This is a genomic window from Cellulomonas sp. SLBN-39 (assembly GCF_006715865.1).
Taxonomy (GTDB): domain Bacteria; phylum Actinomycetota; class Actinomycetes; order Actinomycetales; family Cellulomonadaceae; genus Cellulomonas.
In genome coordinates, this window is sequence record NZ_VFOA01000001.1 from 3,770,832 (window position 1) to 3,790,781 (window position 19,950).

Here is a 19,950-nt window from a genome sequence, read left to right on the forward strand (position 1 = left end):
CGGTCGCCGGGACCGTGGCGGGGACGCGCGCACCCGTCGCCGACGACGGGGTCGGCGGACGGGTGCCGAGGGGTATACCGTGACCGGTCGTGCACTTCGTGATCATGGGATGCGGCCGTGTGGGAGCCACGCTCGCGCAGTCCCTGGAGGGGCGCGGCCACTCGGTCGCCGTCATCGACCAGTTCCCCGACGCCTTCCGCCGGCTCGACGCGGAGTTCGAGGGCAGCAAGGTCACCGGCCTCGGCTTCGACCGCGACACGCTGCGCCAGGCCGGCATCGACGACGCGTACGCGTTCGCCGCCGTGTCGGACGGCGACAACTCGAACATCCTCGCGGCCCGCGTGGTGCGCGAGACGTTCGGCGTGGAGAACGTGGTGGCGCGGATCTACGACCCGCACCGCGCCGAGATCTACCAGCGCCTGGGCATCCCGACCGTCGCGACGGTCCGCTGGACCGCGGACCAGGTGCTGCGGCGCATGCTGCCCGTGGGGACCAGCGACGAGTTCCGCGACGCGTCGGGGCAGATCCAGCTCGCCGAGGTCGACGTGCACACCGGGTGGGTCGGGCGGCCGCTGCGCGCGCTCGAGGAGGCCACCGGTGCGCGCGTCGCGTACCTGACCCGCTACGGCGACGGCGTCCTGCCGACCGCCACCACCGTCCTGCAGGAGAACGACACCGTGCACATGCTCATGCGCGTCGACGACGCCCCCGCGGTCGAACGCGTCCTCACGGCGACGCCGCCGGCGGTGACGGCATGAGGGTCGTCATCGCCGGGGCCGGGTCGGTGGGCCGGTCGATCGCGCGCGAGCTGCTCGTCAACGACCACGAGGTCACCCTCGTGGACCGTCAGCCGTCCGCCATGCGCGTGGCGCAGGTCGCGGACGCGGACTGGCTGCTCGCGGACGCGTGCGAGCTGCCCACGCTGCGCGAGGTGCGCGCCGACGAGTGCGACGTCATGGTCGCCGCGACCGGGGACGACAAGGCGAACCTGGTCATCTCCCTGCTCGCGAAGACCGAGTTCGGCGTGCCCCGCACGGTCGCGCGCGTGAACAACCCGAAGAACGAGTGGATGTTCGACGAGGCGTGGGGCGTGGACGTCGCGGTGTCGACGCCGCGCATCATGACCGCCATGGTCGAGGAGGCCGTGGCGGTCGGCGACCTGGTGCGCATCTTCACGTTCCACCAGTCGAAGGCCGACATCCTCGAGCTCACGCTCCCGCAGGACTCCCCGCTCGCGGGTCTGCGCGTGGGTCAGGTGGCGTGGCCGGACGACACCGTCCTGGCCTGCATCGTGCGCGACGCGCGCCCGATCGCACCCAGCCCGGACGACACCCTCGAGGGCCGCGACGAGCTGCTGTTCGTCACGGGCCGTGAGGCGGACGAGGCGGCTCTGCAGCACGTGCTGACCCACGGACCAGCGACCAGCTGAGCCACAGCACGAGCGCGGTCAGCGGCAGGCCCATGAGGAGCTTGGCGGTGCCGAGCCACGCGACCTCGCCGCCGTAGTACAGGGGCAGCTGGACGGCGAGGCGCAGCCCGAACATGGCCACCCACGGCCAGGTCGCGAGGGCGTACCGGCGCCGCAGCACGGGGTCGGTACGCCACGCGACGACCGTCGACCACGGGCCGCCGGTCAGCGGACCGTCGGGGCGGAACATGCCGACCACGAGGCCGACGAGGGGCCAGCCGAGCACGATCGTGAGGAACGTACCGATCAGGTACGCGACGTTGACGAGCAGCCCGTAGGCGAAGAAGTCGGTCGCGTCCCCCGTGCGCCAGGCCCACAGCACGCCGATGCCGACACCCAGGACGCCCGACAGCGCCTGCGTCAGCGGTGTGCGCTGGACGAGCCGGGCCACGACGGCGAGCAGGGCGGCCGCGCCGGCCGACACGAGCGCGGGGACGAGCTGCTGGCCGGTCGCGACGAACACGACGACGAAGAGCAGGCCGGGGGCGACGGTCTCGACGGCTCCCCGCACGCCCCCGACGGCGTCGAGGGCGGAGAACTCGTCGGCCGTGATGGCCCGCATCCCGCGGGCCGGGGCGGCCTCGTCGTCGCGCACGGGGTCGGTCGCGTCCACGTTCACTCCCCCGGCCGGGCGCGCAGCTCGTACCGCGGGTTGAACACGGTGCGCCGGCCGGCGACGTAGCAGACCAGACCCTCGACCTTCAGGCGCCGGCCGGGCTCGATCCCGCAGATCTGCCGGCGACCCAGCCACACGAGGTCGAGGCTGCCCGACCCGTCGTACAGCTCGGCCTCCAGCGCCGGGACGCCCTCGCGCGGGCGCAGCGTGACCGAGCGCAGCACTCCGGACACGCTGGCGCGCTGCCGGTCGGGAAGCGTGCCCACGTGCCGGCAGCCGGGGACGGTGAGGGCGTCGGCCTTCTCCTCGTCGGCCTCGATCTCGGCCTGCGAGGCCAGGACGCGGCGGACGGCCTGCTTGAGGCTCATCGGGTCTCCGTGATCTCGGGGCCGCGCTGGGGCGGGGCGAACCGGGGCGTCGCCGGTGCCGCGGCCGGGGCCGACGGGCTGGCGCCGCCCGGAAGGTGCAGGGCGAGCAGGTCACGCGGGGCACGGGGGTCCTGCCCCCGCACCACGACGATCGTGCCGAACACGCGCTCGAGGGGGACGGCGGCCTGCGGGTCCACCGCGGCCGCGCCGGTGATGACGCCGCGCAGGAACCAGCGCGGGCCGTCGGTGCCGATGAAGCGCGCCGGCCGGTGGCCGGTGCGACCCTCGGGGGTGCGCACGGGCAGGCGGGCGAGCAGCTCACGGCCGAACGGCCCGGGCAGGTCGTCGACGGTCCCGCCCTGCTGCGTGATGGACGCGGCGATCTCCTCACGGATCTCGTCCCAGATCCCGTCGGTGCGCGGCGCGGCGAAGGCCTGCACCTGCAGGGACGACGCCACGCCGCCCTCGCCGGGTGCCTTGAGGGTCAGCGCGGCGGCCGACACGACCTCGGTGGCCTTGTCGACCTCCATCCGCAGCTCCATGCCCTGGACCGCGGGCAGCCGGATCGCCCCCAGGTCGACCCGGGGGCCCTGGGGGTGCGGCTCGTCGGCGTCCCACGGGCCGCCGCCGGGCGTGCCCCGGCCGGCGGGTGCGCCGTCCCGGGCCTCGACCTCGGTCTCGACCTCGTCGGCGGCACCCTTGCGGGGCCCTCGGCTGAACAGACCCACGACCTCAACTCCTCGCCCGGCGCTGCGCGCCCTCGTCTGGTGCAACGTCGTCCCCGACGACGTTAGTTCCGTGCTGCCCCGTGCGTCCGGCGGTCAGCCGGGCGTGCCGCCCGGGGCGGCTGCCCAGCCGCCGCTGGACCCGAAGCCGCCCGCACCGCGCACGGAGCCGGGCAGCGCGTCGACCTCGACGAACACGGCGTGCTCGACGCGCTGCACGACGAGCTGGGCGATGCGGTCGCCGCGGGCGAGCTCGATCGGGTGCTCCGTGTCGGTGTTGAGCAGCGTGACCGCGATCTCGCCGCGGTACCCCGCGTCGACCGTCCCCGGCGCGTTGACGACCGTCAGGCCGTGCCGGGCCGCGAGCCCCGAGCGGGGGTGCACGAACGCGGCGTACCCCTCGGGCAGCGCGATCGACACCCCGGTGGGGACCGTGACGCGCGCCTGCGGTGCGATCACGACGTCGGTGCGGGTGCGCAGGTCGGCTCCCGCGTCGCCGGGGTGGGCGTACGCGGGGGGCGGCAGGTCGGGGTCGAGCAGGTGCAGCTGCACCTCGACCGCGCCGGTCGGTGCGGGCACCGGTGCTGCGGTCGGGGTCGCCCCGGGAGCCGTCTGCGGTGCGGCGGGCTCGGTCACGACCGCCGACCCTACCGCGCCCGCCGGGCACGTCCACCCGCACCGGGCCCGGATGACATCCTGGGAGCATGCACGCGACGCAGCCCGACGACGCCCAGCCCCTGCCCGGTGATGTGAGCCCCGGGCCGGCCCGCGGCTTCCGCGAGCGCCTGTGGCCCGGCCCGCTCGGCTGGGCCACGGTCGTCGGCTTCGCCGGGGTGCTCGGTGCCGCGCTCGTGCCGGTCGACACCCTGCTCGCGCTGGTCGTGGCGGTGCTCGCGCTGCTCGGGGGCCTGGCGGTCGCGGTGCTGACCACGCCGCGCGTCGAGGTCGAGCAGGGCCACCTGCGGGCCGGTGCGGCGCGGATCCCGGTGCGGCTGCTGGCCGAGCCGGTGGCCCTGGGCCGCGAGGAGCTGCGGGTGCAGATGGGCCCGGGGCTCGACGCCCGGGCGTACGTGTGCCTGCGGGCGTGGATCGGCACGGCCGTGCGGGTGCAGGTGCGCGACCCGCAGGACCCGACGCCCTACTGGGTCGTCTCGACGCGCCGCCCGGACGACCTCGTCACGGCCCTGCGGGCGCGCTGACCCGCAGGACGCGTGACGGCCGGTCCCCCGGGCGGGGGACCGGCCGTCACGGTCGGGCGGTCAGCGGTCAGGCAGCGCACTCGGAGCAGACGGGCTGGCCGTCACGCTCGTACGCGAGCTGGCTGCGGTGGTGCACCAGGAAGCACTTGGAGCACGTGAACTCGTCGGCCTGGCGGGGAAGGACGCGGACGGAGAGCTCCTCGCCGGACAGGTCGGCGCCGGGGAGCTCGAAGCCCTCGGCAGCCTCCGTCTCGTCCTCGTCCACCACGCCCGAGTTCTTGTCGGAGCGCCGGGCCTGGAGCTCCTGCAGCGAGTCCTCGCTGAGGTCCTCCTCGGTCTTGCGCGGGGCGTCGTAGTCGGTTGCCATGGTTGGCGTCACACTCCGTCGTCGTCGTCAGCGGTCGTCGCGGGATGAAAGGCATCGCGGCCGCGTTCTGTTCCCCCCGCGCGGGGGGATTGTGCACCACCGCGGGGTCGGATGCGAACCGGACAGGTCCGGGCGCGCCCCGGCGTGTCGCTCGGGCGCGGCGACGGGTGGGCGAGCCCCCCGGCGTGTCTCACCCCGGCGCGCCGGTCACCTGGGACGCAGCACCCGGCACGGCCTCCGGCTCGGGGCCGTCGGCGTCCAGGTGCTCGAGCAGCGCGACGAGCTCGGCGACCCGGGCGGCGGGTCCGGCCACGGTCATCGCCGCCCCGGCAGGACGCCCGCGCAGGCCCGTGACGGTGCCGCCGGCCTCCTGCACGACGAGCGACGCGGCAGCCATGTCCCACGGCTGCAGCCCGCGCTCGTAGTACAGGTCGAGCCGGCCCTGCGCGACGCCGCACAGGTCGAGCGCGGCCGAGCCGATGCGCCGGATGTCGCGCACCCGCGGCAGCAGGTCGGCCAGCACCCGGGCCTGCGCGCGCCGCCGGGCGGCGACGTAGCCGAACCCGGTGCCGACCAGGCACCGGTCCAGGGGTGCGGAGGGCGGCAGCACGAGCCGCCGCTCCCCCAGGTGCGCGCCGGCGCCGGCGCCGGCGGTGAACGTGCGCCCGTCGGCGGGGCTGTGCACGCACCCGGCGAGGACGCGCCACGTGGCGGGGTCGGGGGCGCGCCCCGCCGCGGCGGCCGCCTCGTCGACGACGGCGGCGACGCTGACCGCCCACGCGTCGATGCCGTACAGGTAGTTCACGGTGCCGTCGATGGGGTCGACGACCCACGTGACGCCGGACGTGCCGGGCCGGTGGCCGCCCTCCTCGCCGAGGACGCCGTCGGCGGGGCGCAGCTCGGCCAGGCGGGCCTGCACGAGCTCCTCGCTGGCCAGGTCCATGGCCGTGACGACGTCGACGGCGCTGGTCTTGGTCGCGGCGACCTCGGGCCGGTCGGGCCGGCCGTCGTGCACGAGGGCGCCGGCCTCACGGGCGACGGTGCGGGCGACGTCGACGAGCTCGGCGACGGGTGCGGTGGAGGTCATGGCCCCATCCTGCCGGGCGGGACGGGCCCTGCGGGCGGGGGTCAGCGGGAGGGGTCAGCGGGGAGCGCGCCACGGCCCCGGTGCCGCGAGGTGGAAGCGCAGGGCGAGCAGGCGCAGCGCGAACACGCCCACGGCGACGGCGGTGAGCGCGACGGCCCCGGTCGTCCCGAGGGCCCAGAGCGCCGCGGTGACGGCCGCGCCCGCCATCGCGGGGATCGCGTAGAGCTGGCGCTGGTGCAGCACGACCGGGACCTCGCCGGTGAGCAGGTCGCGCAGCACGCCGCCGCCGACGGCCGTGACGACGCCGACGACGACCGACGCGAGGGGTGTGGCACCGTGCTCGAGCCCGGTGACCGTGCCGACCACGCTGAAGAGCGCGAGCGCGCCGGCGTCGAGCACGACGATGAACCGGCGGGCCCGTTCGAGCCGCGGGTGGCCGAAGTACATGACGAGCCCGCCGACGACCGCGGCCAGCATGAGCCGCGGCTCGCTGATGCCGACCGGCGGGACGGCGCCGAGCAGGACGTCGCGCAGCACGCCCCCGCCCAGGCCGGTCGCCCAGGCGAGCACGAGGATCCCGAAGACGTCGAACTGCTTGCGCACGGCCGCGAGGGCGCCCGACATGGCGGCGACGACGACGCCGAGCACCTCCAGCACCGGCAGCACGGGCACCTGGGCGAGGTCGACGTCCACGGCGCGATCCTGGCACGCCGCGCGCGGGCTGCGGCGTACCGGCCGGGACGGTGCGGGGGCGCGGCGCACCGGGCGGGGTGCGCGCCGGACCGGCGGATCGGTGGCAGGCTCGTCCCCGGATGCCGGGAGGTCTGATGGGTGAGCTGGAGCTGGTCGGTCTGCACGAGGACGGCGAGCACCTGGTGCTGGTCGCGCCCGAGGGGCAGCGGTTCCGGCTGCGGATCGACGAGCCGCTGCGCGCGGCGGTCCGCCGCGACCGGCCGCAGCTCGAGCAGCTGCGGGCCGAGCAGGCGGGGTCGTTGTCGCCGCGGGAGATCCAGGCGCGGATCCGCGCCGGTGCGACCGCGCAGGAGGTGGCCGAGCAGGCCGACGTCCCCGTGGAGTCCGTGCGCCGCTACGAGGGCCCGGTGCTCGCGGAGCGCGACTGGGTGGCGGAGCAGGCACGCGGCACCCGGGTGGGCAAGGAGCCGGACGCGCCGCTGCTGGGCGACCTGGTGACGGACCGGCTCGCGGCGCGCGGCGTCGACGTGTCGTCCCTCGCGTGGGACGCGTCCCGGCGGGGCAACGGCCCGTGGACGGTCGTCGCGCGGTTCGTCGTCGCGGACGAGCCGTCCCAGGCGCGGTGGACGTACGACCCGGTCGGTCGGGCGGTCGTCGCCGACGAGGACGAGGCGCGCTGGCTGTCGGAGACGGAGATCGAGGAGCCGTCGTCGCGCCGGCACCTGGCCGCGGTGCGCGACGTGGTGTTCGACATCGACTCGGTGGCCGGCGACGAGCCGGCCGAGGAGCCGACGCACGCGCTGCTCGACGAGCTGCGCACGCGCCGCGGCGTGCGCCAGCCGCTCGAGCTGGACGACGACGACGAGGCGTTCGAGGGCTTCGGCCCCCCGCACGCGTTCGACCTGGGCGGACCGACCGGCGACGCGGGGCTCCCGCCCGGTGGGTCCCGCGGGTTCGACCCGGACCAGCCGCCGGGGGCGCACCCCCACGACGCGGACCCGCACCGCGAGGCCGTCGTGCTGACACCCGCGCGGGGCGCCCGGCTCGTCCCGGCGCACGACGACGGCACGGTCGGCGGGGCAGGGTTCGGCGGCGCGGGGCTCGCGGCGGACGCCGGCGACCTCGTCGACGAGGACGGCACGGGCGACGACCGTCACGAGCCGTCGGCGCACGAGCGCGCCCAGCAGCCCGGGGAGCGGCGGGGCCGGCGCACCCGCGCCAAGGTGCCGAGCTGGGACGAGATCGTCTTCGGCGCCAAGCCCGAGTAGGGGCACCCCGCCCCGGGCCAGGACGCCGACCGGGCAGGGCGCCTCAGGCGTCCTGCTCGAACAGCACCGCGTCGGCGTGCGCGTGCACGGCGCGCGCCGTGGCCGCGGTCATCCGGCGCACGTGGTGCCGGCGGCACAGCACCTCGTAGCCGACCTGCGACCCGGACGCGCCGACGTCCCCGACGACGACCTGCGCCCCCTCGACGACCATGACGCCCCCGACCGTGCGGGCGTTGTGGGTGGCGCGGGCCCCGCACCAGCACAGGGCCCGCACCTGGAGCACCTCGACGCGGTCGGCGAGCTCGACGAGGCGCGCCGACCCGGGGAACAGCCGGGCGCGGAAGTCCGTGGTGATCCCGAACGCGAACACGTCGGCGTCGAGCTCGTCGACGACGCGGGCGAGCTGTTCGACCTGCTCGGCGGTGTAGAACTGCGCCTCGTCGGCCACGAGGTAGTCCACGGGCCGACCCTGCGTGCGACGGGTGACGACCTCGGCCCAGAAGTCGGTGGTGTCGCCGACCTCGCACGCGTGGCGGGTCAGGCCGAGCCGGGACGAGATCGTCGCGGTGCCGGCCCGGTCCTGGCGGGTGAACAGCACGCCGTCGCGTCCGCGCGCGGCGTGGTTGTGGTGCATCTGCAGGGCCAGGGTGGACTTGCCGCAGTCCATCGTCCCGGAGAAGAACACGAGCTCGGCCACGGGTCAGACCTCCTGCGTCATGCGTGCACCAGCAGCGGGACGAGCACCTCGCGCGCGGTGACGGAGCCGTGCACGCCCAGCAGGGCGACGGACTGGGCGGTCTGCGTGCGGGAGTCCACGACGGTGGCGGCGCCCGTCATCGCGACGACGACGTCCCCGACGACGGGGCGCACGTGCGCGTCGACGGCGCCGAACCAGCCGGCGTCGACGGCCTGCGCCCGGGTGAGGACCACGGCCGTCTCCCCCAGCTCGGTGCGCCAGCGGTCCGCGACGACCTCGGGGTGGGCGCCGTCCGCGACGTGCAGCTGCAGGGCCCGCGGCTCGCCGGCCACGACGAGCACGTCCTGCCGCAGGGCGGCGTCGGCCGCCACGTCCCGGCGCAGCGCCGGGTCGACGTCGACCATGCCGTGGTCCGCGGTGACGACGAGCAGCGTCCCCGCCGGCAGCGACCGCGCCAGGCGGGCGAGCTCGGCGTCGACCTCCGTGAGGGCGTCGCCCCACTGCCACGACCCCCAGCCGTGGTGGTGGCCGGCCTTGTCGACGTCGCCCCAGTACAGGTACGCCAGGCCCGGGCGGCGCAGCGTCGCCACGGTCGCGTCGACACGCTCGGCGAGCCGCTCGGCCCGCCGGTACGCGGCCCCGCGCAGCGCCGCCGACGTCAGGCCCGACCCCTCGAACCGCGCGGGCCCGACGCTCGTCACCGGGACGCCCGCCGCGGCGGTGCGCTCGAACACCGTGGTGCACGGCTGCCACACCTGCGCGGACGGCAGGTCCGTCCAGGACACGAGGTTGCCGAGCCGGCCCGTCGCCGGGTCGCGCACCGTGTAGCCCAGCATCGCGGTCCGGCCCGGCGGCTCCCCCGTGCCGAAGGTGCCCATGGCCGTCGCCGTCGTCGAGGGGAACGGGCTGGCCAGCGCCCGGGCACCCGGCAGCAGCGAGCGCAGGAACGGTGCGTGCCCGCCCCGCTCGGCGAGGTTGAGGTGGCCGAGGCCGTCGACGAGCACCACGCACACGCGCTCGGCGGTCGGCAGGCCGAGCAGACGGCGGGCCTCCTCGCCACCCGGCACGTCGGCGCCGGCGACGCTCGCGGCCGCGGGCAGCACCAGGCCCAGCCCTGGCAGGTCGTGCGTCCCCGGCAGCAGCAGCGCGTCGGCGTCGGGCAGCGTCGCCGACCCGGTCGCGCCCGTCATCGCCGCGCCGACGCCGCGGACAGCCGGCGGCCGAACTCCGTCGCGGCGCGCACCGCGTCGGCCCCCTCCGCGGCGGCGGACACGCGGACCACGACGTCGTCCGGGCTGAGCGTGCCCGTCAGGCCGTGGTCGGCCTCGCAGGCCGGGTCGCCGCACGTCGCGGGCTCCAGGTCCACGCGCTGCACGGCACCCCACCCCACGGCGAGCGTCAGCTCCGCCGGCCCGTCGCCGCGACGGTGCTCCTGCGGGTCGGGCACCACGTGCGTGAGCGCGACCGACCGCAGCTCGCCCAGCGGCACCGCCTCCGTGGTCGCCGACGCGCTCGCCGACGGGTGCTCGGAGTCGGCCGGGTGGTCGTCGACGTGCGCGACCACCAGCCGCGTCGGGGTGAGCACGAGGACGGTCACGTGGCGGCGCACCTCGGCCGCGTCGAACGTCGTCTCGGGGTGCACGAGGTGCGCGAGGACGTCCTCCCCCGCGAGCGCGACGTCGACGACGTCGCCGACGAGCTCGGGGTAGTAGCCGGCGCGGTGCAGGTCCTGGTGCAGCGAGGTCGAGGGAGCGGGCACCGGCCCATCCTCCCACCGCGCGCGCGTGCCCCGGCGCGCGAGCAGGTGGCGGCGGGAGCGTCGGGGCGCGGCGGGGTCGCCGGGACGGCCCTCGTGGCGTCCCTCCGGCGGGCTCACGGGCGGGCCAGCCGGCGGGTCCCGTCGGCGCGGTCGGCGCGAGCGACGGTCGCGTACGCACCGAGCACCGCGACGCCCTCCTGCGCGACGACCACGGGGTTGAGCTCGAGCGACCGCAGCTCCGGCAGCCCGTCGGCCAGCACGGACACCCGGGCCAGCACGTCCTCGAGGGCGTCGACGTCCAGGGCCGGCAGCCCCCGGTACCCGAACAGGCGCGGCGCGGCGCGCGGTGAGCGCACCATCTCGGCGACGTCGACGTCCGTCAGGGGCGGCACCCCGTACGCGACGTCACCCAGCAGGTCGGCCGCGTCGCCCGCGAGCCCGAAGCTGATGACCGGGCCGAACAGGGGGTCCTCGGTGGTGCGGACCACGCACGCCGACCCGTGCGGGGCCATGGCCTGCACCTCGACGGGCGGGACCGCCGGGTCCGGGTGGTGGTCGGCCGCGAGCGCGAGGATCGCCGCGACGTCGCCGCGGAGCTCGTCGGCGTCGGCGACGTCCAGGCGCACCCCGCCCAGGTCGGCACGGTGCCGCAGCGCCGGCACCGTGGTCTTCACCGCGACCGGCCACCCGAGCCGGTCCGCGGCCGCGACGGCCTCGTCGGCGTCGTGCACCCGCACCGACGGGTGCACGTCGACCCCGACGCACGCCAGCAGCTGCGCCGTCTGCTCGGGCGTGAGCGCAACGGCCGCGCCCTCGGCGGCCCCCGCCGCGGCCGCGACGGCCAGGTGCGCGTCGACGAGGCGGCGCGCCGCCCGCGTGTCGACGCCCTCGGGGTGCACCGTGCGACCGCGGTCGGCCGTGCGCCACGCCGAGTACCGGGCCGCGTGCCCGAGGGCCAGCACGGCGTCCTCGGGGGCGGCGTACGCCGGCACGGTCCGCAGCCGGCCCGTCGGGTCCGCCGCCGTGAGCTCGGCCGTCACCCCGTGCAGGTCGTACATGCACGCCACGGTCGTGCGGCCCGTCCGTGCCGCCGCCCGGGCCACCTCGCGCGGGACGACCGGGTCCGGCACGCCCAGCGACGGGATCCGCACGGCCACCACGACGTCGACCTCGGGGTCGGAGTAGAGGCGCTCGACGGTGTCCCGCACCTCGTCGGCGCGCGCGTCCTCGGGCAGGAGCTCGGCGACGCCCGTGACGACCAGCCCGCCCGCGGCGGCCGCCTCCGCCACCAGCGCCGCGACCGAGGCCGAGCTCGCCAGGATCCCCAGCCGCCGCCCCGGCGGGAGCGGCTGGTGGGCCAGCAGCTGCACGACGTCGAGCAGCTGGTGCACGTTGTCGACCCGCACCACGCCCGACTGGCGCATCACCTCCTCCAGGGTGCGCCGGGGCGCCCGCGTGGGGCGCACCGCGTGCCCCGGCGGCACGACCTGCCCCGACCGGCCCGCCGTCACGACGACGACGGGCTTGTGGGCGGCGAGCCGTCGCGCGACCCGGGAGAACTTGCGCGGGTTGCCGATGGACTCCAGGTACAGCCCGATGACGTCCGTGCCGTCGTCCTCGCCCCAGAACTGCATGACGTCGTTGCCCGAGACGTCGGCCCGGTGCCCGGCCGAGACGAACTGCGCCAGCCCGAGCCGGCGGCGCTCGACGGCCGCGAGCAGCGTGACCGCCAGCGGCGCCGACTGGCAGAACAGCCCGATCCGCCCCGGGCGGGGCGCCTGCACCGCCAGCGACGCGTCGAGCGTGACGCCCTCGTGGGTCGACAGGATCCCGAACGACGCCGGACCGACGAGCCGCATCCCCGACCCGTGCACGATCCGCAGGAGCGCCCGCTGCCGCTCCAGCCCCTCGGGGCCGGCCTCGGCGAAGCCCGACGACAGCAGCACCACGCCACGCACCCCCAGCGCGCCGAGCCGGCGCGCCACGTCGATGACCTGGTCGGGCTCCTGCGAGACCACCGCGAGCTCGACCGGTGCGGGCACGTCCTCCAGCCGCGCGTGGTGGTGCACCCCCGCGGGCAGGTCGTCCTGCCGGGCCACGCCGACCGCGTGCACCGTGACCCGACCCTGCCCGTTCTCGACGAGCCCGCGCACGACCCGCTCGACGAGCCGGGCCCGCAGCGGCCGCAGCGGCTCGGGGCCCGGGCCGACGACGAGCACCGTGCGCGCCGTCAGCAGCGCCCGCATCGACCGCGCCTCGGCCCGGTGCTCGCGGTCCGCCATCACGGCCAGCGACCGGTCCGTGGGGTCCAGGTCGAACGTGACGGTCACGACCCCGTCCTCGGTCCGCTGCCGCACCGCGTACCCGGCCTCGGTGAAGACCCCGAGCATCCGCCCGTTCTGCGGCAGCACCTCGGCCACGAACCGGCGCACGCCGCGCTCGCGGGCGGCGGCGGCCAGGTGCTCGAGCAGCACCGACGCCAGGCCGCGGCCCTGGTGGGCGTCGGCGATGTTGAAGGCCACCTCGGCGGCGTCGGGGTCGACACGGTCGTAGCGGGCGACGCCGATGATGTGCTCGGCGAGGGCGGGCGGCTCCTCGGCACCGGTCGCGCCGGCGGGCGGGGGGCCGTCGACCACGGCGACGAGCGCCACCCGGTCGGTGTGGTCGACGTGGACCAGGCGGTGCAGGTCCCGGTCCGACAGCCGCTGCAGCGGCGCGAAGAAGCGCATGTACGTCGACCGTTCGGACTGCCCGACGTGGAAGGCCTGCAGCGCGTCGGCGTCGTCGGGCATGATCGGCCGCAGCCGGGTCGTCGACCCGTCGAGGAGCACGACGTCGGCCTCCCACGCCGCGGGGTACGGCGCAGGGGCACCGGCGACGTCGACCATGCCCGTCAGGCTAGCCGCCCCGGTGCTGCCCCGTCCGGTGCGCGCCGGGGGCACGTCCCCGGACGCGCGACAATGTCACCCGCCCGTCCCGCCCGCCGGCGCACCGCCGGCACCGACCCGAGGAGCTGTCCCCCGCATGGCGCGTCGTCCCGCGACACCCGACCTGCCGCCCGAGGACCTGGTCGAGAAGATCGTCGACATCGACGTCGCCGCCGAGATGGAGGGGTCGTTCCTCGAGTACGCGTACTCGGTCATCTACTCCCGGGCGCTGCCCGACGCGCGCGACGGCCTCAAGCCGGTGCAGCGGCGGATCCTCTACCAGATGGCCGAGATGGGCCTGCGTCCCGAGCGCCCGTACGTGAAGTCCGCGCGCGTCGTGGGCGAGGTCATGGGCAAGCTGCACCCGCACGGCGACGCGGCGATCTACGACGCGATGGTGCGCCTGGCGCAGGCGTTCTCGCTGCGGCTGCCGCTGGTGGACGGGCACGGCAACTTCGGCTCCCTCGACGACGGGCCGGCGGCCTCCCGGTACACGGAGGCGCGCATGGCGCCCGCGGCGCTGGCGATGACGCTGGGCCTGGACGAGGACGTCGTCGACTTCGTCCCGAACTACGACAACAAGCTCGTGCAGCCGGGCGTGCTGCCGTCGGCGATCCCGAACCTGCTGGTCAACGGCGCGTCGGGGATCGCGGTGGGCATGGCCACGAACATGGCGCCGCACAACCTGGTCGAGGTCGTCGCCGCGGCCCGGCACCTGGTGCTGCACCCGGACGCGACGCTCGAGGACCTCATGCGGTTCGTGCCGGGCCCGGACCTGCCGACGGGCGGCAAGATCGTCGGCCTCGACGGCGTGCGCGACGCGTACCGCACGGGGCGCGGGCAGTTCCGCACCCGGGCCACCGCGCGCGTGGAGAACGTCACGCCGCGACGCAAGGGCATCGTCATCACCGAGCTGCCGTACTCGGTGGGCCCGGAGAAGGTCATCGAGAAGATCAAGGAGGGCGTGCAGTCCAAGAAGCTCTCCGGGATCGCCGACGCGGTCGACCTCACGGACCGCCAGCACGGCCTGCGGCTGGTCGTGGAGGTCCGCACGGGCTTCCACCCGGAGGCCGTGCTCGAGCAGCTCTACCGGTACACCCCGCTCGAGGACTCGTTCTCGATCAACAACGTCGCGCTCGTCGACGGCCAGCCCCGCACCCTGGGCCTGCGCGAGCTGCTGCAGGTGTGGGTCGGGCACCGGGTCGACGTGGTGCGCCGGCGCACCGGGCACCGGCTGCGCAAGCGGCGCGAGCGGCTGCACCTGGTCGAGGGCCTGCTCGTGGCGATCGTCGACATCGACGAGGTCATCCAGGTCATCCGCACGTCGGACGACGCGGAGACCGCGCGGGGACGCCTGCGGTCGGTGTTCGACCTGTCGCACGAGCAGGCGGAGTACATCCTCGAGCTGCGCCTGCGCCGGCTGACCCGGTTCTCGCGCCTCGACCTCGAGCGCGAGCAGGCCGAGCTGACCGCGGAGATCGCCGCGCTGGAGGCCCTGCTGGCCGACGAGCGCCTGCTGCGCACGCTGGTCTCGGACGAGATGGCGGAGGTCGCCGCCACGTACGGCACGCCGCGCCGGACGATCCTGCTGGAGCACGCGGGCGGGGCGAGCGTCGCCGGAGCGGCGGGCGCCCCCGCGTCGCGGCGGGGCACGGCGCCCGCCGCCCCCCTGGAGATCGAGGACACCCCGTGCTGGGCGCTCCTGTCGGCGACCGGGCTGCTGGCCCGGACCGGTGACGAGGCGGAGCCGTCGCGCGGCGACGGCACGGCCCGCAGCCGCCACGACGTGGTCACGTCGACCGTGCGCACGACGGCCCGCGCCCGGCTGGGCGCCCTCACCTCCGCCGGTCGTGTGCTGGCGGTGGAGGTGCTCGAGCTGCCGTCGCTGCCGCCGACCGACGGACCCCCGACGCTGTCGGGCGGTCTGCCCGTGGGCGAGGTCGTCGCGCTCGCGGACGGGGAGCGTGTCGTCGCGCTCGTGCCCCTGGCCGAGGACGCGCCCCCGATCGCGCTGGGCACCGCGCAGGGCGTCGTCAAGCGCGTCGCCGCGGGCGACCTGCCGTCGAACAAGGACGCGTGGGAGGTCGTGACCCTCAAGGACGGCGACCAGGTCGTCGGGGCCGCGCCCGCGCGCGACGAGGACGAGCTGGTGCTGCTCGCGTCGGACGCGTCGCTGCTGCACTTCACCGCCGACCAGGTCCGCCCGCAGGGCCGCGCGGCGGGCGGCATGGCCGGCATCCGGCTGGCCCCCGGCGCCCGGGTCGTCGGCTTCGCGGTCGTGCGCCCCGAGGACCCCGAGCCCGTGGTCGTGACCGTCGCCGGCTCGTCGTCCGCCCTGCCCGGCACGCAGGCCGGCAGCGCCAAGGTCACGCCGTTCTCGGCGTACCCCGCCAAGGGCCGGGCCACGGGCGGGGTCCGCGCGCACCGGTTCCTCAAGGGCGAGGACACGCTGATCCTCGCGGCCGTCACGGCGACGCCCGCCCGCGGGACGGGTGCGGGCGGGCAGCCCGTGCCGCTGCCCGAGGTGGACCAGCGGCGCGACGGCTCGGGCGTGGCCCTGGGCGCACCGCTGCACGCGGTCGGCTGAGGGCGGCCACGGCGCCTACCGTGGTGCCGTGGCTGCCCTGCTCGACGTCCCCCGCTCCGTTCTCCTGGCCCTGTGGCTGTCCGCCGGCGCCGACCCCGTCCGCGCCGGCGCAGCCGTGCAGGGCGACGACGAGCCGCACACGGTGCAGCCGGACGGCCGCACCGGGGCGGCCCTGACCACGTGGCTGCGCGCCCTGCCGCCCGTCGAGGCGGTCAGCGCGGTCCTGCCCGTCCCGGGCGACCCCGTGGTGGTGGGGCCGACCGCGGCCGCGGACGCGCTGGAGGCCGGGGAGTGCGTGCTCCTGGCCACCGGTGACGGCACGGTCGCGGCCGTCCCGCACGTGGAGCGGTTCGGCTCGGCCCTCGAGCCCGGGCACCTCGTTCGGTGGCGGACCGTCGAGGTCCCCGACTGGCGCACGGCCGTGCTGGGGCGGGTCGGCTCCCTCGCGGACGCCGAGCGGGACCTGCGCGAGAGCCTGCGGGTGGCCACCGAGGCGCTGGTCGACCTGGACGTGGCCCGGTGGCGGCCGGAGGCGGCCGAGGAGATCGCCGACCTGCGCACGGCGGCCCTGGCCCCCACGCGCGTGCCCCCGCACCTGGACGGGCAGCGTCTGCGGGTGCTGGCGAGCGCGGCCCGTCTGCGCGGCGTGGTGCGGCTGGCGACGCAGGACCACGGCGGCGCGGTCAACGCCTGGCAGGTCGACCAGCGGTCCACGGCGCTGCGCGAGGTCGACCGGGTCGCGCGCCGGGCCATGGCCGCCGCGGCGACCAGCCTCGACCCGCGCTGACCGGTGCCGGCCGCGCCGCGCTCAGGCCCCGAGCACCTGCCGGTACACCTCGAGCGTCCGCAGGCCGATCGCCTCCCACGAGAAGTGGTCCTCGACGCGGCGGCGCGCGGCCAGCCCGAAGCGGGCGGCCCGGTCGGTGTCGGCCACGGCGTCGACGAGCGCGGCCCCGAGGTCGGCGACGAACGCGTCCGGGTCCACGGGCGTGCCCGTCCCGTCCTGCACCTGGTCGATCGGCACGAGCCAGCCGGTGGTGCCGTCGTCGACGACCTCCGGGATCCCGCCGGTCGCGGTGCCGACCACCGGCACGCCCACGGCCATCGCCTCGAGGTTGACGATCCCGAGGGGCTCGTACACCGACGGGCAGACGAACACCGTGCCGTGCGCGAGGACGGCCACGAGCTCGGCGCGCGGCAGCATCTGCTCGATCCACACCACGCCCTGGCGGTGCTCCCGCAGCTCCTCGACGAGCCCGGTGACCTCGGCGAGGATCTCCGGGGTGTCGGGCGCTCCCGCGCACAGCACCAGCTGGACGTCCGCCGGCAGGGCCCGCACGGCCCGCAGCAGGTACGGCAGGCCCTTCTGCCGGGTGATGCGCCCCACGAACACCACCGCGGGACGGTCGGGGTCGATGCCGAGCCGCTCGACGACCGCGCGGGCGTGCGCGGCCGCCTCGTCCCCGGCGGGCCGGCGCCACCCGTCCAGGTCGATGCCGTTGTGGACCACGCGCACGCGCGCCGGGTCCACCGCGGGGTAGGCGCGCAGGATGTCCTCGCGCATGCCGGCGCTCACCGCGATCACCGCGGCGGCCGCCTCGTACGCGGTGCGCTCGACCCACGACGACAGCCGGTACCCGCCGCCGAGCTGCTCGGCCTTCCACGGCCGCAGCGGCTCGAGCGAGTGCGCCGTCAGCACGTGCGGCACGTCGTGCAGCAGCGCGGCCAGGTGCCCGGCCATGTTCGCGTACCAGGTGTGGGAGTGGACCAGGTCGGTCGGGGCACCGCCCGCGTCGACCCGGCCGATCCCCTCCACGACGCCCAGGTCGACGCCCAGGGTGGCCAGGGCGGCGTTCGCGCCGGCGAGCTCGGCGGGGACCGCGTACCCGTAGGTGCCCGGCTCGTCGCGCGGGGTGTCGAACGCGTGCACCCGCACGTCGACGTGCTCGCGCAGCACCGCGGTGAGCCCCGCGACGTGCACCCCCGCACCCCCGTAGACGTGCGGCGGGTACTCGCGGGTCACCAGGTCGACGCGCACGGCAGGGCCTCCTCGCGACCGGCAGGCGCCGGTCCTCGGGCGACACGCTAGCGCGCACACGCCACCGGTCTCGCTGCACGGGCCCCGCGGCCCTAGGTTGAGCACATGCCAGCGCCGCGTGTCCTCGCCATCGTCCTCGCCGGAGGGGAGGGGAAGCGGCTCATGCCGCTCACCGCGCACCGCGCGAAGCCCGCCGTCCCCTTCGGCGGCCTCTACCGCCTCGTCGACTTCGCCCTGTCGAACGTCATCAACTCGCGGTACCTGCACGTCATCGTGCTGACCCAGTACAAGTCGCACAGCCTCGACCGGCACGTGTCGCGCACGTGGCGCATGTCGCCGCTGCTCGGCAACTACGTGGCGGCCGTGCCGGCGCAGCAGCGCGTGGGCAAGCACTGGTACCTGGGCAGCGCCGACGCGATCTACCAGTGCCTGAACATCATCGACGACGAGCGCCCCGACATCGTCGTCGTGGTCGGCGCCGACCACGTCTACCGCATGGACTTCTCCCAGATGGTCGACGCGCACATCGAGTCCGGTGCGGAGTTCACGGTCGCGGGCATCCGGCAGCCGATCTCCCAGGCCGACCAGTTCGGCGTCATCGAGACCGACCCGGCCGACCCGACGCGCATCGCCCGGTTCCGCGAGAAGCCCGCCGACCCGGCACCGGTCCCCGGCTCGCCCCACGAGATCCTCGCGTCGATGGGCAACTACGTCGCGAACGCGGACGCCCTCGTCCACGCCGTGACGGTCGACGCGGAGAACGTCAACTCCCGGCACGACATGGGCGGCGACATCGTCCCGTGGTTCGTCGAGCGCGGCACCGCCGGCGTGTACGACTTCATCCGCAACGACGTGCCCGGGTCCACGGACCGCGACCGGGACTACTGGCGCGACGTCGGGACGATCGACTCGTACTTCGAGGCCAACCACGACCTCATCTCCGTGGAGCCGGTGTTCAACCTCTACAACGAGGAGTGGCCCCTGTACACCGGGTACACCGGTCTGCCGCCGGCGAAGTTCGTGCACGCGGGCGCCGGTCGCCTCGGGCACGCCGCCGACTCGATCGTCTCCCCCGGGGTCCTCGTGTCGGGGGCGACGGTGTCCGGCTCGGTCCTGTCCCCCGGCGTGCGCCTGCACTCGTGGGCGCAGGTCACGGACTCGGTGCTCATGGACGGCGTGCAGATCATGCGGTACGCGCAGGTGCACCGCGCGATCCTCGACAAGAACGTCGTCGTCCCCGAGCGGGCCCGCGTCGGCCTCGACCACGCGCACGACCGCGCCCGCGGGTTCACGGTCACCGACTCCGGCATCACCGTCGTGCCGAAGGGCACCATCATCAGCGACTGACCCACGCGCGCCGGCGGCGACGCCCGCCACCCGTCGTCGTGCCCCGCACCGCCTGCGGGGCACGACGACCCGTGGACGCCCGGGCGAGCACCGCGCGGCGGCACTAGCGTGCCCGACGTGGACACCACCTCCGCCGGCACCTCCCCCGCTCCCGCGTCCCCCGGCCCGCGCCGGCTCGTCGTCATGGACGTCGACTCGACCCTCATCACCGGGGAGGTCGTGGAGATGCTCGCCGCGCACGCCGGCCCGCGCGCCCTGGCCGAGGTCGCGGCGGTCACCGAGGCCGCGATGCGCGGCGAGCTGGACTTCGCCGCGTCCCTGCACGCCCGGGTCGCGACCCTCGCCGGTCTGCCCGTCACGGTCCTGGCCGACGTCCTGGCGGAGGTCGAGCTGACGCCGGGCGCCGCCGAGCTCGTCGCGGCGCTCCACGCGCGCGGGTGGCCCGTCGGGCTGGTCTCGGGCGGGTTCTGCGAGGTCGTCGAGCCCCTGGCCGAGCGCCTGGGCATCACGAGGGTGCGGGCCAACCGCCTGGAGGTCGTCGACGGGCACCTCACCGGCCGGGTGCAGGGCGACGTCGTCGACCGCGCGGCGAAGGCGCGGGCGCTCGCGGAGTACGCGGCGGCGGCCGGGGTGCCGATGGACCGGACGGTCGCGATCGGCGACGGCGCGAACGACCTCGACATGGTGGCCGCGGCGGGTGTCGGCATCGCGTTCAACGCCAAGCCGGTGCTCGCGCGGGCCGCCGACGCCGTGGTGCGCGGGCGGCTCGACGCGGTGCTGGACCTGCCGCAGCTCGCCGGCTGA

At 76.3% G+C, this 19,950-nt stretch carries 20 protein-coding genes; 8 read left to right on the plus strand and 12 right to left on the minus strand.

What is annotated here, in order from left to right:
* The first annotated feature begins 104 nt into the window (after positions 1 to 104).
* Both FBY24_RS17140 and FBY24_RS17145 read left to right on the plus strand, forming a co-directional pair.
* Positions 105 to 758 (plus strand): TrkA family potassium uptake protein, encoded by a 654-nt coding sequence (locus FBY24_RS17140; protein WP_142163699.1) that lies wholly within the window; start codon positions 105 to 107, stop codon positions 756 to 758.
* Complete coding sequence (locus tag FBY24_RS17145) at positions 755 to 1,429, plus strand: TrkA family potassium uptake protein (protein WP_142162431.1); 675 nt, start codon at positions 755 to 757, stop codon at positions 1,427 to 1,429. Before FBY24_RS17140 ends, FBY24_RS17145 begins: the two co-directional genes overlap by 4 nt.
* On the opposite strand, the gene FBY24_RS17150 is transcribed toward FBY24_RS17145, so the two are convergent.
* From FBY24_RS17150 to dut, 4 genes are all read right to left on the minus strand, one after another.
* Positions 1,362 to 2,081, minus strand: a complete 720-nt coding sequence (locus FBY24_RS17150; protein WP_370511010.1) for a DUF3159 domain-containing protein — start codon at positions 2,079 to 2,081, stop codon at positions 1,362 to 1,364. The two genes, FBY24_RS17145 and FBY24_RS17150, sit on opposite strands and share 68 nt — an antisense overlap.
* 2 nt (positions 2,082 to 2,083) lie before the next feature.
* The gene (locus FBY24_RS17155) at positions 2,084 to 2,452 is read right to left on the minus strand and encodes an OB-fold nucleic acid binding domain-containing protein (protein ID WP_140459097.1); all 369 of its coding nucleotides are present in this window, start codon (positions 2,450 to 2,452) and stop codon (positions 2,084 to 2,086) included.
* Positions 2,449 to 3,180, minus strand: a complete 732-nt coding sequence (locus FBY24_RS17160) for a DUF3710 domain-containing protein (RefSeq protein ID WP_142162433.1) — start codon at positions 3,178 to 3,180, stop codon at positions 2,449 to 2,451. The genes FBY24_RS17155 and FBY24_RS17160 overlap by 4 nt, the downstream gene beginning before the upstream one ends.
* Before the next feature lie 93 nt (positions 3,181 to 3,273).
* Complete coding sequence (gene dut, locus FBY24_RS17165; protein WP_142163702.1) at positions 3,274 to 3,756, minus strand: dUTP diphosphatase; 483 nt, start codon at positions 3,754 to 3,756, stop codon at positions 3,274 to 3,276.
* 125 nt (positions 3,757 to 3,881) lie between these two features.
* On the opposite strand from dut, the gene FBY24_RS17170 reads away from it, so the two are divergent.
* On the plus strand, positions 3,882 to 4,376 hold the full coding sequence (locus FBY24_RS17170; RefSeq protein ID WP_142162435.1) for a DUF3093 domain-containing protein: 495 nt from the start codon (positions 3,882 to 3,884) through the stop codon (positions 4,374 to 4,376).
* A 67-nt stretch (positions 4,377 to 4,443) separates the two neighbouring features.
* On the opposite strand, the gene FBY24_RS17175 is transcribed toward FBY24_RS17170, so the two are convergent.
* The 3 genes from FBY24_RS17175 to FBY24_RS17185 all read right to left on the minus strand — a co-directional run bounded on the left by FBY24_RS17175 (position 4,444) and on the right by FBY24_RS17185 (position 6,523).
* Positions 4,444 to 4,743: a DUF4193 domain-containing protein gene (locus tag FBY24_RS17175; RefSeq protein WP_135973448.1), complete on the minus strand. Its 300-nt coding sequence runs from the start codon at positions 4,741 to 4,743 to the stop codon at positions 4,444 to 4,446.
* 190 nt (positions 4,744 to 4,933) lie between these two features.
* Positions 4,934 to 5,830 (minus strand): inositol monophosphatase family protein, encoded by an 897-nt coding sequence (locus tag FBY24_RS17180; protein WP_142162437.1) that lies wholly within the window; start codon positions 5,828 to 5,830, stop codon positions 4,934 to 4,936.
* Between the two features lie 54 nt (positions 5,831 to 5,884).
* A complete protein-coding gene (locus FBY24_RS17185) occupies positions 5,885 to 6,523 on the minus strand; it encodes a trimeric intracellular cation channel family protein (protein ID WP_140459102.1) in 639 nt (212 codons plus the stop codon).
* Positions 6,524 to 6,657: 134 nt separating this feature from the next.
* On the opposite strand from FBY24_RS17185, the gene sepH reads away from it, so the two are divergent.
* Positions 6,658 to 7,791 carry a septation protein SepH gene (gene sepH, locus FBY24_RS17190; RefSeq protein WP_142162439.1) on the plus strand — a complete coding sequence of 378 codons (1,134 nt, stop codon included), beginning with the start codon at positions 6,658 to 6,660 and terminating at the stop codon, positions 7,789 to 7,791.
* 43 nt (positions 7,792 to 7,834) lie between these two features.
* On the opposite strand, the gene FBY24_RS17195 is transcribed toward sepH, so the two are convergent.
* From FBY24_RS17195 to FBY24_RS17210, 4 genes are all read right to left on the minus strand, one after another.
* Positions 7,835 to 8,488, minus strand: coding sequence for a thymidine kinase (locus FBY24_RS17195; RefSeq protein ID WP_142162441.1), 654 nt, complete (start codon positions 8,486 to 8,488; stop codon positions 7,835 to 7,837).
* A gap of 17 nt (positions 8,489 to 8,505) precedes the next feature.
* Complete coding sequence (locus FBY24_RS17200) at positions 8,506 to 9,678, minus strand: alkaline phosphatase family protein (protein WP_142162442.1); 1,173 nt, start codon at positions 9,676 to 9,678, stop codon at positions 8,506 to 8,508.
* On the minus strand, positions 9,675 to 10,247 hold the full coding sequence (locus tag FBY24_RS17205) for a DUF5998 family protein (RefSeq protein WP_140459106.1): 573 nt from the start codon (positions 10,245 to 10,247) through the stop codon (positions 9,675 to 9,677). The genes FBY24_RS17200 and FBY24_RS17205 overlap by 4 nt, the downstream gene beginning before the upstream one ends.
* A 113-nt stretch (positions 10,248 to 10,360) precedes the next feature.
* Positions 10,361 to 13,135 (minus strand): GNAT family N-acetyltransferase, encoded by a 2,775-nt coding sequence (locus FBY24_RS17210; RefSeq protein ID WP_142162444.1) that lies wholly within the window; start codon positions 13,133 to 13,135, stop codon positions 10,361 to 10,363.
* A gap of 136 nt (positions 13,136 to 13,271) precedes the next feature.
* Between FBY24_RS17210 and FBY24_RS17215 the strand changes: the two genes are divergently transcribed.
* Positions 13,272 to 15,761, plus strand: coding sequence for a DNA topoisomerase (ATP-hydrolyzing) subunit A (locus FBY24_RS17215; protein ID WP_142162446.1), 2,490 nt, complete (start codon positions 13,272 to 13,274; stop codon positions 15,759 to 15,761).
* A 28-nt stretch (positions 15,762 to 15,789) separates the two neighbouring features.
* Positions 15,790 to 16,548: a hypothetical protein gene (locus FBY24_RS17220; protein WP_142162449.1), complete on the plus strand. Its 759-nt coding sequence runs from the start codon at positions 15,790 to 15,792 to the stop codon at positions 16,546 to 16,548.
* 21 nt (positions 16,549 to 16,569) lie between these two features.
* Here FBY24_RS17220 and glgA read toward each other — a convergent pair whose 3' ends face one another.
* Positions 16,570 to 17,799, minus strand: coding sequence for a glycogen synthase (glgA, locus tag FBY24_RS17225; RefSeq protein ID WP_142162455.1), 1,230 nt, complete (start codon positions 17,797 to 17,799; stop codon positions 16,570 to 16,572).
* A gap of 105 nt (positions 17,800 to 17,904) precedes the next feature.
* Between glgA and glgC the strand changes: the two genes are divergently transcribed.
* Positions 17,905 to 19,146, plus strand: coding sequence for a glucose-1-phosphate adenylyltransferase (glgC, locus tag FBY24_RS17230; RefSeq protein WP_142162457.1), 1,242 nt, complete (start codon positions 17,905 to 17,907; stop codon positions 19,144 to 19,146).
* Between the two features lie 117 nt (positions 19,147 to 19,263).
* Positions 19,264 to 19,950 (plus strand): phosphoserine phosphatase SerB, encoded by a 687-nt coding sequence (gene serB / locus FBY24_RS17235; RefSeq protein WP_255432464.1) that lies wholly within the window; start codon positions 19,264 to 19,266, stop codon positions 19,948 to 19,950.